Here is a 14419-nt window from a genome sequence, read left to right as displayed (position 1 = left end):
GGTGATGGCCCGCACTGGATTGAATCCGGCCCTCATCGAGGCCTTCCTGCGTGAATTCTACGGCGCGGCCCGCCATGACGCGCTGCTCGGCCCCGCCTTTGCCGCGGTGCCGGATTGGGAGGCGCATATCGCGACGATCCTGCGCTTCTGGTCCTCCGTCGCGCTGATGACCGGCAACTATCACGGCCAGCCGATGCAGGCGCATCGTCACCTGGCGCTGACGCCCGCGCATTTCACCCGTTGGCTGGCGCTGTTCACCGAGACGGCGCGCGCGCATTTCACCGCCGCGGGCGCGGCACACATGACCGAACGCGCGCAGCGCATTGCCCGCAGCCTGGAGATGGGGTTGATCCCGCTGACGCTGCCGGCGCGCGCCTGATCAGCCCCGCAGCGGGATCACCCGGTCCATCCGGCAGGCGACGGCGGCGCCTTCGCCCCAGGCCGAGGCCGCCGCGGGGGTGACGACAAACAGCATGCCGGCGGCGGTCTCCACCTCATATTCGCGCGTCTGGCCCAGGAAGGCGGCGCGCTGCACGCGACCGGGCAGGCCACCGGCCTCCTCCGGCGCGGTCAGGCGGATCGATTCCGGCCGCACGGCAAGGTTGGCGGCACCGGCAGGATGCGCGCGCATTGCCGTCTCCAGTACTGCGCCGCCGACCGCGATCCGGCCGGGAGCGAGGACCTCCCCGGCCAGCACATTCGCCTCCCCCATGAAGTCGGCGATGAAGGCGTCCGCCGGGTCTTCGTAGAGTTCGGTCGGCGTGCCCTTCTGCGCGATACGGCCATCGCGCATCACCACGACGAGGTCGGAGACGGCAAGCGCTTCCTGCTGGTCATGCGTGACGTAGACGACCGACAGGCCAAGGCGCTTCTGCAAGTCGCGGATATCTTCCCGCACGCGCCGGCGCAGACGTGCGTCCAGGTTGGACAGCGGTTCGTCGAACAGCAGCACCTGTGGACGCAGCACCAGCGCACGCGCGACGGCGACGCGCTGCTGCTGGCCGCCCGAGAGCTCCGCCGGCAGTCGCGCACCCAAGCCTTCCAGGCCAAGCGTCTTGAGCATCGCTGTCGCCTCCGTCTCCGCCGTCTGGCGCCGCGCGCCGCCGACGACGAGGCCGTAGGAGACGTTCTCCAGCACGTTCATATGCGGGAACAGCGCATAGGATTGGAACACCATGGCGATGCGCCGTTCCGCGGCGGCCAGGCGGGTGACGTCGCGACCCTCGATCTCGATCCGGCCGGCCGTTGGCAGTTCGAGGCCGGCGACAAGCCGCAGCGTCGTCGTCTTGCCGCAGCCGGAGGGACCGAGCAGCGTGACCAGGGCGCCCTGCGGCAGGTCGAAGGTGATGTCGTCGACCGCGCGGACCAGGCCGAAAGCCTTGGTGACGCCGGTGAAGCGGATGGCGGCGGCGGTCATGGGCGGGGCGTCCTGTGGCGGCGCGGGTGCGGAGAAGGCCGGAGGGGCGTCGCCCCATGCGCGCGAAGATCGTGCAGCGCGCTGGAACCGGAGAGGGCTTTGCCCCCTCCGGACCTCCCCCACCAAAGGCCTAAGGGCCTCTGGACACCAATACTTGGTGACGGGCGCGGCAGATTGTCGCCGAGAACAAAAGCCGCGTTGGGCTCCGATCCCGCCTGCAATGGCCCATAACAAGTACCGGCTTCCAAGGGCCTTGGGTCTTCCGCATGCCATTGATTGGCGCTGCGCCGCATTGTCAGCATCGACGCCGAAACCCGCTCCCGTGCCCGACACGCCAGATACGGGCCGGGATGCCTCACCTGCCCAACGCCAGGTCGAGGTGTCCAGAGGCCCTTAGGCCTTTGGCGGGGTGAGGTCCGGAGAGGGGCGGCGCCCCTCTCCGCGCGCTCGCCGCGGCTCATGCCCCCACCACCCGCCGCCCGATCTGCGCGCGCCCGACCAGTTTCTCGATGCCCAGCACCACCACCAGCATCACCACGATCAGCACGGTTGAATAGGCGATGGCGAGCGCCATCTCCCCTGCCTCCACCCGCCCGACGATGTAGACCGTGGCGAGGTTGTGCCGTGCCGAGACCAGGAAGATCACCGCCGAGACCGCTGTCATCGCATGCACGAAGCTGAAGGCCAGCGCGGCGACGATGGCCGGGCGCAGCAGCGGCAGCACGACGCGGCGCAGCGTCTGCAGGGCGCTGCCGCCCATGGTGGCCGAGGCCTCGTCGAGCGATTTGTCGATCTGCGCCAGCGCCGCGATGCCGCCGCGTACGCCGACCGGCAGGTTGCGGAACACGAAGCAGATGACGAGGATCAGCATGGTGCCGGTCAGTTCCACCGGCGGCAGGTTGAAGGCCATGATGTAGGAGACGCCGACCACCGTGCCGGGAATGGCGAAGGACAGCATGGTCATGAATTCCAGCGTCCGCCGCCCCGGGAAGGCCTGCCGCGCCAGCAGCCAGGCGAGCAGGATGCCGAGGCCCGCCGTCAGCGGCGCCGAGATCGCCGCGACCTCGATGGTGGTGAACAGGCTGTCCCAGGCCGACCCGCGGAAGGCCGGGCCGTCTAGCCATTCCACCTCGAAGCCGGTGAGGAAGTGGCGCCAGGTGAAGGACATGTCGCCGCGCCCGATGTCGCGCACGAAGCCACCGACCAGGATGATGCCGTAGACCGCTGCGGTGAAGATCATCCACGGCCAGGCGACGGCGCCACAGGCAAATTTCAGCCCGCGCGGCAACGGCGCCGCCACGCCGGAATCTCCCTTGCCGGTGACGGTCGTGTACTTCCGCCGCCCAAGCCACAAGGCCTGCAGCGCGAAGGCGCCGAAGGTCAGCGCCAGCAATAGCAAGGCGAGCGCCGCCGCCCGCCCCGGGTCGTTCCGCGCGCCGGCAATGGCGAAGAAGATGCGCGTCGACAACACGTCGAAGTCGCCGCCCAACACGAGCGGATTGCCGAAATCCGCGAGGCTCTCGACAAAGGCGAGCAGCAGGCAGGCAGCCAGCGCCGGGCGCAGCAGCGGCCAGGTCACGGTGCGGAACACGGTGAAGCGACGCGCGCCCATGGTCGAGGCGGCTTCCTCCAGCGACGGGCCGATGGCGCGGACGGCCCCTTCCAGCAGCACGAAGGCGATCGGCGCCTGCGCCAGCACCTGCGCCAGCAGCACGCCGGGCAGGCCATAGATCCAGCGGCTGCGCGGGATGTCGAACCAGTCCCACAAGGCCGTCGTCAACAGCCCGGTGCGGCCGAACAACACGATCAGCGCCAGCGAGACGACGAAGGGCGGCGTGATCAGCGGCAAAATCGTCATCGCCCGGAAGGCCGGCTGCGCCCGCACTTGGCCGCGCGTGGACAGCAGCGCGAAGGCGAGGCCGATCAGTGTGGACAGCGTCGCCGTCAAACTCGCCAGCAGCGTCGTGTTCCACACCACGCCGCAGCCCTGGTGAGTGCTGAGACAGGCGAGGCTCCAGGCTTCCGGCGCGCTCAGCCGACGGATCAGCGCGCCGGGGGCGAAGTGGCCTTCGTCCAACACGGCCGCCGCCAGGATGGTGGCGAGCGGGACGAAGACAAACAGCAGCAGCAGCCCCGCGCTGCCCGTCACCAGCAAGGCGATGAAGGCATCGCCGCCGAAGCGCCCCTGCGCCGCGAAGCCGGCGGCGAGCAGCCCGATGCCGCCACCCACGACCAAGGAGCCGCCCCAGCCCAGCGCCGCCTGCGGCGGCAGCGTGCCGAGCAGCGGCAACGCGGCGCCGTGAAGCCCAATGGCGTAGCCCTGCGCGAAGACCAGCGCCATGATCGCCAGGCCACACCAGGCGAGCAGTCGCCCCGGCGCTCGCCCGGCCAACAGTGCCGGTACAGGGAGCGCCACCAGCCCCACCACGGGCCAGAGCCACCAGCGATCGCCGCCGAGCAACAACGCCACCAGCGGCGCCGCCACGCCGGCGGGCCAAGACGCCAGGTCCTCGACGCCGTTCTCCAGCCCGTACCAGGGTGCCAGCAGCAGCCCGGCCAGCGCGGCGAGGAGCGCGCCGCGCCCGAGCATCAATGCCCCCATGGCCGGTCAGCGAGCGCCGGCGCGCACCTCACGGTCCCAACGTTGCAGCAGCTGGGTGCGGACCTCCGCAGAGCCCCAGCGGGCGAAGTCGTAGTCGATGAGGCGGACATCCTCGAAGCGCGGCGCCTGGGGCGGGATGGGCGAGGCGCGGTTCGACGGCAATTGGAAGGAATTGGCGGTGGCGGCGATCGCCTGCGCCTCGGGGCTCAGCGCCCAGTCGTAGAAGCGGCGGGCATTCTCCATGTTGCGCGCGCCGCGGATGATGGACATGGAGCCGATCTCGTAGCCGGTGCCTTCGCAAGGAGCGACGATCTCGACCGGCGCGCCGTTGACCTTCTGCGTCACCGCGTCATGCAGGAAGGTGATGCCGACCAGCGTTTCCCCTGTCGCCGCGGCCCGCGCGGGTGCCGCGCCCGAGCGCGTATACTGGTTGACGTTGCGGTGCAGCGCGGTGAGGTAGGTGAAGGCCGGCTCCTCACCCATGAGCTGCACCAATGTCGCGAGCATGGTGTAGGAGGTGCCTGAGGTGTTCGGGTCGGCGACCTGCACCTCGCCACGGAACTCCGGCTTCGTGAGATCCGCCCAGCAGCGCGGCGCGGCGATGCGGCGGCGCTGCAATTCGGTGGTGTTGTAGGAATAGCCGAGTGCACCGGCATAGATGCCGACGGTGCGGAACCGCGCCTGTTCGGCCTGCCGCACTGCCCAGGGCTGCAACTCGGCCAGGCGCGGGGAGCGGTATTCCTCGGTCAGGTTTTCCTGCCCGGCCTGCATGTGCGGGTCGCCGGTGCCACCCCACCAGACATCGCCGCGCGGGTTGGCGGCCTCGGCGCGGATCTGCGTCAGGGTTTCGCCGGAGGATTTGCGTGTCATGGCGACGCGGATGCCGGTGGCGCGTTCGAAGGCGGCCATCATGGGACGGCACCACTCCTCCTGCACCGAGCAATAGACGGTGAGGTTGCCCTGCGCGCGGGCCGCCCCGGGCAGCAGCGTGGAGAAGGCGACGGCAGCAAGCATGAAGGTACGACGGAGCGCCATGGCGGTAATCCTCCCACGGCCAGGGCTTGGTGCCCCGGTCCGATTATGATGTTCGATTACGCCCTGTCCGCGCCGTCGGTTCAAGCCTCCAGCAGGGCGGCGAGTTGCGCGGCGAGCGCCGGGGCGCCGACGCCGATCGGATTGCCGCGCGCCAGCCAGTCGCCGCTGTCGAAACCGTTGGTCCAACAGCCGGCCTCGCGGGCGATGACGATGGCCGCCGCCGCGTCCCAGGAATTGATGTGGCGTTCGAGATAGGCATCGAGGCGCCCGGCCGCGCTCTCCACCAGGCCGAGCGCGCCCGACCCGCCGGTGCGCACACCACCGCCGAGCGCGGTGACATCGGCCGCCATGCGATGAAACACCGCGATCGGCAGGCGCAGCGACCACCCGCATTCGATGATGGCGCGGCCGATATCGGTGGTCGGCGCGGCCTGGATCGGCGCGCCGTTCAACGTGGCGCCGAAGCCCTCGGCGGCGGCGAAGATCTCGGCCGGCGCGTGGCGGGCGATGGCACCGGCCACCGCGCGATTGCCGATGACCAGGCCGATCGAGACGCACCAGCGGTCGCCGCCGCGCGCAAAGTTCGAGGTGCCGTCGATCGGGTCGAGCACCCAGAGCGGGCCGGTGCCATCCACCGCACCGCCCATCTCCTCGCCGAGAATCGCTTCGCCCGGAAAATCCTGCTCCAGACGGGAACGGATGAAGCGCTCGGTGGCGCCATCGGCCTCGGTGATGAAGTCCTGCGCGCCCTTGAGGCTGGCGACGCCGCCGCCTTCGGACCGCAGGCGCGCGGCGAGGACGGCGGCCTCGATGGCGATGGCGGCGGCCGCGTCACGGCGGCGGGCGAGGTCATTCATCCATAGGCTCCCATCACGTTCTGGTCGAAGTCGATCAAGGCGCCGGTCATCATCGCCGCGGCGTCGGACAGCAGATAGACCGCCAGGCCCGCGACGTCGCGCGGTTCGATCAGCCGGCCGAAGGGTTGCGCGGGCGCGGCGCGCTCCAGCCAGTCGGACGGATTGCCGTCGCGCGCCTGGATCGCGTGCTCGCCCGGCGTATCCGCCCAGCCAAGATTGATGCCGTTCACCCGGATGCGGTCGGCGCGCAGGCCGTGGGCGGTGTTCTTCGTCAGCGTCGCCAACGCGCCCTTGGAGGCAGCATAGGCGGTCAGGAAGGGCTGGCCGCCATAGCTCGACATGGTGATGACATTGACGATGGCACCGGGCCGCCCGAGCGCCTTGAGCCGCCGCGCGACCGCCTGGGTCAGGATGAAGGGCGCGCGGGCATTCACCGCGAAGAGCCGGTCCCACAATTCGATAGGTGTGTCGGTGATGGTGCCGCGATCGGTCAGGCCCGCCGCGTTGACCAGCGCATCGACGGGGCCGAGGGCGGCTTCGGCCTGCTGGACGATGCGGGCGGTGGCCGTGGCATCGGCGAGGTCGGCGGCGATGAAGCACGCCTTTGCGCCAAGCGTGTTGGCGACACGCGCGCCACGCGCCGCGTCGCGCCCGGTGATGCAGATGCCCGCTGCTCCAGCCTCGGCGGCGGCACGGGCGATGCCCTCGCCGATACCCTGGGTGCCGCCGGTGACCAGCACCACGCGGCCTTCCAGCGACACCTTCGGCAGCGCGCTCATGCGACCTCGCTCACCTTGACGGGGCGGTTGTCGCGCAGGGAGCGCAGCGCGGCCTCGGCAAGCATCAGTGCCTGGCGGCCATCCTGCGCGCCGACCGGCACGGGCGTGCCGTGCGTCACCGCCTCGATGAAGGCGGCGAGCTCGAGGCGATAGGCATCGGCGTAGCGTTCGAGGAAGAAATGCAACGGCTTCTCGCGGCTGTCCGATTGCGCATCGGCCTGTTCGACGGTGGTGGGCACTCGGTTGCCGGCCATCAGGCGGCCGAGGCTGCCATGCACCTCGACCCGCTGGTCATAGCCGTAGGAGGCACGGCGGGAATTGTTGATATGCGCCATGCGGCCGGAGGCGGTGCGCAGCAGCACCATGCAGGAGTCGGTGTCGCCGACCGCGGCGACTGCGGGGTCCACGAGGGCCGCGCCATAGGCGAAGACCTCGACCGGCTCTTCCCCCAACATCCAGCGTGCCATGTCGAAGTCATGGATGGTCATGTCGCGGAACTGGCCGCCGGAGACCCGGAGGTATTCGACCGGCGGGAGGCCGGGGTCGCGGCTGGTGATGACCACCTGCTCCACCACGCCGATCGCGCCGGTGCGGATGCGGCGGTGCAATTCGGCGAAACTCGGGTCGAAGCGGCGGTTGAAGCCGACCAGCATCGGCACGCCGGCGGCCTGGACGGCGGCGATCGCCTGGTCCACCCGCGCCAGCGACAGGTCGATCGGCTTTTCGCAGAAGATCGCCTTGCCGGCCTTGGCGGCGGCGATGACGAGATCCGCATGGGTGTCGGTGGAGGAGGCGATGATCACCGCGCCCACCGCCGGGTCCCGCAGGGCAGTCAACGCATCCGAGGATTCGGCGCCGTGGCGGGCGGCGAGCGAGGCGGCCGCCGCTTCATGCACATCGACCACATGGGCGAGGCGCGCCCCGCCGCTGGCCGCCAGGTTGGCGGCGTGGATGGCCCCGATCCGGCCGGCACCGAATTGCGCGAAGACGAGCATGGCGTTCCCTCGAGGGGCCGCTTGTGGCCCTCTCCATCCATCCGTAACACTACGACGCCGTCAAATCCTCGGGGGAAACGTCATGGCGACCATCCGCCTCACCGCGGCCGAGGCGACGATCCGATTCCTGGCGGCCCAGGAGACCGAGATCGACGGAAACCGCCTGCCGCTGTTTGGCGGCGTCTTTGCCATTTTCGGGCATGGCAACGTCGCGGGGCTGGGACCGGCCTTGCAGGCCGCCGGCAAGCGGCTTCCGACCTTCCGCGCACATAACGAGCAGGCCATGGCACATGCCGCCATCGCCTATGCCAAGACCCATGCGCGGCGACGGATGATGGCCTGCACGTCCTCGGTTGGGCCGGGGGCGACGAATATGGTCACGGCGGCGGCGGTCGCGCATGTGAACCGACTGCCGGTGCTGTTTCTGCCAGGCGACGTGTTCGCCGACCGGCGGCCGGACCCGGTGTTGCAGCAGGTCGAATGCTTCGGCGATGCGACCGTGACGGCGAATGATTGCTTCCGCCCGGTCTCGCGCTTCTTCGACCGCATCATGCGGCCTGAGCAGCTGCTCGCCAGCCTGCCCGCCGCGCTGCGCGTGCTGACCGATCCGGCGGAATGCGGTCCCGCGACCATCGCCTTCCCGCAGGATGTGCAGACCGAGGCCTTCAATTGGCCGGCCGTATTCTTCCGCCCGCGCCTGCATCGCTTCCGCGCGCCGGAACCGGATGCGCGTGAATTGACCGAGGCCGCCGAGGCGATCCGCCGCGCGAAGCGCCCGCTGATCATCGCCGGGGGTGGCGTGAAATATGCCGGTGCCGAGGTGGCGCTCGCGCGTTTCGCCGATGCGCATGGCATTCCGGTCGCGGAAACCCAGGCCGGCAAGGGCAGTCTGGCCTGGGACCATGCGCACAATGCAGGCGCGATCGGCGTGACCGGATCGGCGGCGGCGAATGCGCTGGCGGCGAAGGCGGATCTCGTGCTCGCCATCGGCACGCGGTTGCAGGATTTCACCTCCGGGTCGCGGGCGCTGTTTGGACAGGCATGGCTGGTAGGGCTGAATGTCGCGGGCTTCGATGCGGCCAAGCATGGCGCATTGCCGCTGGTCGCCGATGCCGCGCGCGGGTTGGCGGCGCTCGGTGCCGCGCTGGAAGGCTGGACAGCGCCAGGTGGCTGGATGCAGCGCGCCGCGACGGCCACTGCGCGCTGGGCAAGTGTCGTCGACCGCATCACCGCCGCACCGAAGCCGGGCGTGGTGCCAAGCGATGCGCAGGTGTTGGGTGCGGTGAACCGCGCCATGCCGCGCGATGGCATCGTCGTCTGCGCTGCCGGCGGGCTGCCGGGGGAATTGCACAAGCTGTGGCGGGCCACCGATGCGGCGTCCTACCACCTCGAATATGGCTTCTCCTGCATGGGATACGAGATCGCCGGCGGGCTCGGCGCGAAGCTGGCCATGCCGAAGCGCGAGGTCGTCGTGATGGTCGGCGACGGATCGTATCTGATGATGAACAGCGAGATCGCGACCTCGGTGGCGATGGGGGCGAAGCTGACCATCGTGCTGCTCGACAATCGCGGCTTCGGCTGCATCAACCGGCTGCAACGCGGCACCGGCGGGGCGCCGTTCAACAACCTGCTGGCCGATGCCGCGCCGCCCATTGATTTCGCTGCCCATGCGGCAAGCCTCGGTGCGGACGCTGTCGCCGTGGACGGCATTGCCGGGCTCGAAGCCGCCCTGCCCCGCGCCTTGCGCGCGAGACGCACCACCGTGCTGGTGGTGGCAACCGACCCGCAATCCTCGACCCAGGAGGGCGGCGCCTGGTGGGACGTGCCGGTGACCGCCGCCCCGCGCGACGCCGCGCAGAAACGCGCCCGCGCCGAATACGAGACCAATCGCGCGCGCCAGCGCCTCGGAGCCTGAGATGAGCATCCGCCTCGCCATCAATCCGCTGACCTGGACCAATGACGACATGCCCGAACTGGGCGCGGAGACGCCGCTGGAGACGTGTCTCGCCGAGGCGAAGCAGGCCGGCTTCGCGGGGGTGGAACTGGGCAACAAATTCCCCCGCGACGCGGCGACGCTGGGGCCGATCCTCGCGCGGCACGGGCTGGCGCTGGCGTCGGGCTGGTATGGGTCGCGGCTGCTGGAACGCGATGTGGATGCCGAGATGTCGGCGGCCGAACCGCATCTCGCGCTGTTGCAGGCGATGGGCTGCGGCGCCTGCGTCTTTGCCGAGGTCTCGCGCGCCATCCATGGCGAGCGGACGACGCCGCTGTCGCACCGCCCGGTGCTGAGCGATGCCGATTGGGCGGTGCTGGCCCCGCGCATGACGGAGATGGCGCAGCGCATGTCCTCGCGCGGGCTGCGTCTCGCCTACCACCACCATATGGGCACCGTGGTTCAATCGGAGGCCGAGATCGACCGCTTGATGGCCGAGACCGGGCCGGAAGTCGGACTGCTGCTCGACACCGGGCACCTGGCCTATGCCGGCGGCGATCCGCTCCGGGCCGCGCGGCGCCATGTCGGGCGCGTCGCGCATGTGCATTGCAAGGATGTGCGGGCGGCAACGATGGCGGCGGCGCTGCGGCAGGACCTGCCCTTCCTGGCCGCCGTGCTGGAAGGCGTCTTCACCGTGCCCGGCGATGGCGCGGTGGATTTCGCCACGGTGTTCGGCGTGCTGGCGGAAGGTGGCTATGCCGGCTGGCTGGTAGTGGAGGCCGAACAGGACCCGGCGAAGGCGCACCCCCTCACCTATGCGCGGCTGGGCCATGACCACGCGGCGGCGCTGGCGGCGCGCGCCTTCACGCGGTAGCGGGTCGGAGCCCGCGCCTGCGAGGAGAGCCGGTTCAGGCCGTCGCGGCGGCCGGCCGCCTTTCCTGCACCCAGAGCCACCCGACCGCGCCCAACGCCACCACCAACAGCAGCACCGAGAACCAGTTCAGCGTGAACCAGCCCAGCCGCTCCTGCAGGAAGCCGGCCAGGAAGGACGCCGTCGCCGTGGTGCCGAATACGAGGAAGTCGTTCATCGCCTGGGACTTGCCGCGCTCATTCGGCCGGTAGCAGGTGGTCACCAGCGTCGTCGCGCCCACGAAGAGGAAGTTCCACCCCACCCCGTTCAGCATCAGCGCGATGCGGAAATTCCACGCATCCAGCCCGCCGAGGCCCGCCACCACGCCGAGGGCGAACAGCGCGATGCCCGCCAGCATCACCGGGGTGGTGCCGAAGCGCATGATCAGGCTGCCGGTGAAGAAGGCCGGCACGAACATGCCCATCACATGCAGGAAGATCACCCAATGCGCTTCCGCATGCGGCAGGCCGCAGGCGACGATGGCGAGCGGCGAGGCGCTCATCAGGAAGGACATCACGCCAAAGGCGACCATGGCGGCGATGACTGCGGCCATGAAGCGGGGCTGGGTGGCGATCTCGAACAGCGGGCGCGGCGGGGCGATATGGCCCGCGCCGGTGGTATTGCTGGCGGCCGGCGCGGTACCGACCGGCACGGCGGGGAAGCGGATGAAGGAGACGACGACGAAGACCGTTGCATGCACCGCGAACATCGCCGCATAGGTGGCGAGATAGATCGGCATCCATTGGTCATGGGTCACCCGCACCAGGGACGGACCGATCACGCCCGCGGCGACACCGCCCGCCGTCACCCAGGAGATCGCCTTGGCGCGCCAGGGTGCGGCCACCAATTCGACCGCGGCGAAGCGGTACTGATGCAGGCTGGCGACGGCATAGCCGAGCACCAGCCCGCCCAGACACATGATCCAGAAATTCGCGAGGTACAGGCCGGTGCCGATCACCACCGCGCCGGCCATGCCGAAGGCGGAGCCGGTGCGGAAGCCGACCCGCCGCCCGTGCCGCTGCATCAGCAGCGCGGCGGGGAAGACCGAGAGCATGACGCCGAGATGCTGCAGCGTGACAGGAAGCGTCGCCAGGTCGCGGTCCGGATAGAAGGTGACGATCGACAGCGCGGTCGCCGCGAACATCATCGTGTTGCAGGCCTGCCCGAGCGCCTGGCAGGCGGCGAGCAGGAACAGATTTGTCTGGGTGCGCCGGTCCAGGCGCTGAACCGTCTGTCCGGGCGAGGTCATGGAGAAATATTTCGCCTAACGCGCTGTGAGGGAAAAGGCCTCCCCGGCCCGGGTCTGGCATGCGCCGGGCGGGGGGCGGCGGTCAGAACCTGTTTGGCCAGGCCGGTGCCGGACACGGAAACGCGCCAGTTGGTGCGCTTCCAAACAACCTCTCAGTGGAAGACGCGGCCGGCGTCGATCACCACGGTCTGGCCGGTCATCGTGCCGGTGCGGCACATGGTGACGACCATGTCGGCGCAGTCATCCTTGTCCGCCGGCTTCTTCAGCAGGGCATTGCCCGCGGCGTTCTGAACCTGCTCGGGGCGGAGATTGGCGGTGGCGCGGGTGCCGTCGAGCAGCCCGGGCGCGACACAGTTGACCAGCGTCTCGGGGGCGAGGGCGACCGCCATGCAGCGCGTCAGGTGAATCAGCCCGGCCTTGGAGACCGCATAGGCGATGGACGACCCGGTCGGGGTCAGCCCGGCAACCGAGGCGATGTTGATGATGCGTCCCTGGCCCTGCGCCTTCATCACTGGGGCGACCGCCTTGGTCAGCCGCATCGGGCCGGTGAGGTTGACCGCCATGATCTTCTGCCAGACCTCCTCGGTCAGCGAATCGAGGTCGGGAAACGGGATCGCCTTGTTGAAGGCGGCGTCGTTCACCAGGATGTCGAGCCGGCCGAAATGGGCGGTGACACCAGCGACAAGCTGCGTGACCGCGGCGCCATCGGTGATGTCGCAGGCGAAGGCGGCGGCCTGCACGCCATGGGTGGCGGCGATGTCGCGCGCGACAGCCTCGGCCTGGTCGCGGCTCGCCGCGTACATCACGGCGATATGAGCGCCTTCGCGCGCCAGGGCATGACAGATGCGCTGCCCGAGTCCGCCATTGCCGCCCGTGACCAGGGCGACTGCGCCTTTGAGTTCCATGCGTTTCCTCCAGCCCTTCGGGCCCGGGCAGGGTGCGTCGGAAGCCGTTTACGGGCAAGCGTGGTGGTCATCCATACGCCGGCCGCCGCGCGGGCCCGCCATCACAGGATCGCAACACAGTCGTCATCGCATCGTCGCCAGCCTGGGTTAACCCGCCGCCACTGTTGGGGGCTGAAGGCATGGCGGGACGACGGAACGTATTGCTCATCGTGGTCGATCAGTGGCGGGCGGACTTCGTCCCGCATCTGGGCGCGACATGGCTGCGGACGCCCAATCTCGACAGGCTGTGCCGCGAGGGCGTGACCTTCCGCAACCATGTGACGACCGCGGTGCCCTGCGGGCCGGCGCGCGCCTCGCTCCTGACCGGCCAGTATCTGATGAACCATCGCGCCGTGCAGAACACGGTGCCACTCGATGCGCGGCACATGAATCTGGGCAAGGCGTTGCGCTTCACCGGCTATGACCCGGCATTGATCGGCTACACCACCTCCACGCCCGACCCGCGCACCACCGGGCCGCGCGACCCCCGCTTCACCACGCTGGGCGACCTGATGGATGGGTTCCGCAGCGTAGGGGCCTTCGAGCCTTCGATGGATGGGTATTTCGGCTGGCTCGCGCAGACAGGCTACCCCCTGCCGGATCGCCGCACCGATATCTGGCTGCCTGAAGGCGAGGACGCCGTGCCGGGTGCGACCGCCCTGCCCTGCCGCATTCCGGCAGCGCTGTCCGACAGCGCGTACTTCACGGAACGCGCGCTGACCTATCTGAAGGGCAAGGGTGACAAGCCCTGGTTCCTGCATCTGGGCTATTGGCGTCCGCATCCGCCTTTCGTCGCCTCCGCGCCCTACCACGCCATGTACAGGCCAGAGGACATGCCGGCGCCCATCCGCGCCGCCAGCGCCGAGGCGGAAGCGGCGCAGCATCCGTTGCTCGGCCACTATCTGGACGCCATCCGCCAGGCCTCCTTCTTCGAGCGCGCCGATGGGCGTGGCGCGGAACTCGACGCCGCCGAGATCGCGCAGATGCGCGCCACCTATGCCGGCATGATCAGCGAGGTCGATGACTGTCTTGGCCGCGTCTTCGACTACCTGGACGAGACCGGGCAGTGGGACGAGACGATGGTGATCTTCACCTCTGACCATGGCGAGCAGCTCGGCGACCATCACCTGCTCGGCAAGATCGGCTATTTCGACGAGAGCTTCCGCGTGCCGCTGGTGGTGAAGGACCCCGACGCGCCCGAAAACGCCGGGCGCATTGAGGCCGCCTTCACCGAGAGCGTCGACGTGATGCCGACCATCCTCGACTGGCTGGGCGGCGAGATTCCGCGCAGCTGCGACGGGCGCTCGATCCTGCCGGTGGTGCATGGCAGCCGGCCGGCCGATTGGCGGCGCTTCCTCACCTATGAATACGACTTCCGCGACGTCTACTACAGCCAGCCGGAGGGCGTGCTGGGCCTCGGCATGGACGAAGCATCGCTGATGGTGGTGCAGGATGAGCGGCGCAAATACGTGCATTTCGCCGCACTGCCGCCGCTGTTCTTCGACCTTGAGAAGGACCCGCACCAGTTCACCAACCTGGCGCAGGACCCCGCCCATGCCGCCGAGATACGCGACTACGCGCAGCTCGCGCTGTCGCATCGCATGAACCACGCCGAGCGGACGCTGACGCATCTGCGCGCCACGCCGCACGGCCTGGAAAATCGCCTCGCCCCCACCGCCTGACCGCGACGAAGGAACC

11 protein-coding genes are annotated in these 14419 nt (G+C 69.6%); 3 read left to right on the top strand and 8 right to left on the bottom strand.

All coding sequences use genetic code 11. The features are described 5' to 3' along the window. Positions 1-379 precede the first annotated feature (379 nt). From IEY36_RS09820 to iolG, 6 genes are all read right to left on the bottom strand, one after another. Positions 380-1417, bottom strand: coding sequence for an ABC transporter ATP-binding protein (locus tag IEY36_RS09820; RefSeq protein WP_188966872.1), 1038 nt, complete (start codon positions 1415-1417; stop codon positions 380-382). 457 nt (positions 1418-1874) lie between these two features. Further along, positions 1875-4007 carry an ABC transporter permease gene (locus IEY36_RS09815; protein WP_229681230.1) on the bottom strand — a complete coding sequence of 711 codons (2133 nt, stop codon included), beginning with the start codon at positions 4005-4007 and terminating at the stop codon, positions 1875-1877. 18 nt (positions 4008-4025) lie between these two features. After that, positions 4026-5054 (bottom strand): ABC transporter substrate-binding protein, encoded by a 1029-nt coding sequence (locus tag IEY36_RS09810; protein ID WP_188966870.1) that lies wholly within the window; start codon positions 5052-5054, stop codon positions 4026-4028. A gap of 80 nt (positions 5055-5134) precedes the next feature. Continuing rightward, positions 5135-5911 (bottom strand): inositol monophosphatase family protein, encoded by a 777-nt coding sequence (locus IEY36_RS09805; RefSeq protein ID WP_188966869.1) that lies wholly within the window; start codon positions 5909-5911, stop codon positions 5135-5137. Continuing rightward, positions 5908-6690, bottom strand: a complete 783-nt coding sequence (locus IEY36_RS09800; protein WP_188966868.1) for an SDR family oxidoreductase — start codon at positions 6688-6690, stop codon at positions 5908-5910. Before IEY36_RS09800 ends, IEY36_RS09805 begins: the two co-directional genes overlap by 4 nt. Beyond that, positions 6687-7685: an inositol 2-dehydrogenase gene (iolG, locus tag IEY36_RS09795; RefSeq protein ID WP_188966867.1), complete on the bottom strand. Its 999-nt coding sequence runs from the start codon at positions 7683-7685 to the stop codon at positions 6687-6689. Before iolG ends, IEY36_RS09800 begins: the two co-directional genes overlap by 4 nt. Before the next feature lie 82 nt (positions 7686-7767). Here iolG and iolD point away from each other — a divergent pair, with 82 nt between their 5' ends. Both iolD and iolE read left to right on the top strand, forming a co-directional pair. Next, the gene (gene iolD, locus IEY36_RS09790; protein WP_188966866.1) at positions 7768-9600 is read left to right on the top strand and encodes a 3D-(3,5/4)-trihydroxycyclohexane-1,2-dione acylhydrolase (decyclizing); all 1833 of its coding nucleotides are present in this window, start codon (positions 7768-7770) and stop codon (positions 9598-9600) included. A gap of 1 nt (position 9601) precedes the next feature. After that, positions 9602-10492, top strand: a complete 891-nt coding sequence (iolE, locus tag IEY36_RS09785; RefSeq protein WP_188966865.1) for a myo-inosose-2 dehydratase — start codon at positions 9602-9604, stop codon at positions 10490-10492. 34 nt (positions 10493-10526) lie between these two features. Here the strand turns inward: iolE and IEY36_RS09780 are convergent, their stop codons facing one another. After that, the gene (locus IEY36_RS09780) at positions 10527-11777 is read right to left on the bottom strand and encodes an MFS transporter (protein ID WP_188966864.1); all 1251 of its coding nucleotides are present in this window, start codon (positions 11775-11777) and stop codon (positions 10527-10529) included. 152 nt (positions 11778-11929) lie between these two features. Next, positions 11930-12682 (bottom strand): SDR family NAD(P)-dependent oxidoreductase, encoded by a 753-nt coding sequence (locus tag IEY36_RS09775; RefSeq protein ID WP_188966863.1) that lies wholly within the window; start codon positions 12680-12682, stop codon positions 11930-11932. 179 nt (positions 12683-12861) lie between these two features. Here IEY36_RS09775 and pehA point away from each other — a divergent pair, with 179 nt between their 5' ends. Beyond that, entirely contained in the window at positions 12862-14403 is a 1542-nt protein-coding gene (gene pehA, locus IEY36_RS09770) for a phosphoric/sulfuric ester hydrolase PehA (RefSeq protein WP_188966862.1), read from the top strand. Positions 14404-14419: the final 16 nt, after the last annotated feature.

The organism is Neoroseomonas lacus (assembly GCF_014644535.1).
GTDB lineage: Bacteria > Pseudomonadota > Alphaproteobacteria > Acetobacterales > Acetobacteraceae > Neoroseomonas > Neoroseomonas lacus.
Note: the sequence above shows the minus strand (reverse complement) of the source record. Positions and strands in the feature narration are given on the sequence as shown.

Excerpts from the sequence above, each read along its gene's own strand:
- IEY36_RS09820 (WP_188966872.1), bottom strand. The coding sequence starts at position 1,417 with ATGACCGCCGCCGCCATCCGCTTCACCGGCGTCACCAAGGCTTTCGGC.
- IEY36_RS09815 (WP_229681230.1), bottom strand. The coding sequence starts at position 4,007 with ATGCTCGGGCGCGGCGCGCTCCTCGCCGCGCTGGCCGGGCTGCTGCTG.
- IEY36_RS09810 (WP_188966870.1), bottom strand. The coding sequence starts at position 5,054 with ATGGCGCTCCGTCGTACCTTCATGCTTGCTGCCGTCGCCTTCTCCACG.
- IEY36_RS09805 (WP_188966869.1), bottom strand. The coding sequence starts at position 5,911 with ATGAATGACCTCGCCCGCCGCCGTGACGCGGCCGCCGCCATCGCCATC.
- IEY36_RS09800 (WP_188966868.1), bottom strand. The coding sequence starts at position 6,690 with ATGAGCGCGCTGCCGAAGGTGTCGCTGGAAGGCCGCGTGGTGCTGGTC.
- iolG (WP_188966867.1), bottom strand. The coding sequence starts at position 7,685 with ATGCTCGTCTTCGCGCAATTCGGTGCCGGCCGGATCGGGGCCATCCAC.
- iolD (WP_188966866.1), top strand. The coding sequence starts at position 7,768 with ATGGCGACCATCCGCCTCACCGCGGCCGAGGCGACGATCCGATTCCTG.
- iolE (WP_188966865.1), top strand. The coding sequence starts at position 9,602 with ATGAGCATCCGCCTCGCCATCAATCCGCTGACCTGGACCAATGACGAC.
- IEY36_RS09780 (WP_188966864.1), bottom strand. The coding sequence starts at position 11,777 with ATGACCTCGCCCGGACAGACGGTTCAGCGCCTGGACCGGCGCACCCAG.
- IEY36_RS09775 (WP_188966863.1), bottom strand. The coding sequence starts at position 12,682 with ATGGAACTCAAAGGCGCAGTCGCCCTGGTCACGGGCGGCAATGGCGGA.
- pehA (WP_188966862.1), top strand. The coding sequence starts at position 12,862 with ATGGCGGGACGACGGAACGTATTGCTCATCGTGGTCGATCAGTGGCGG.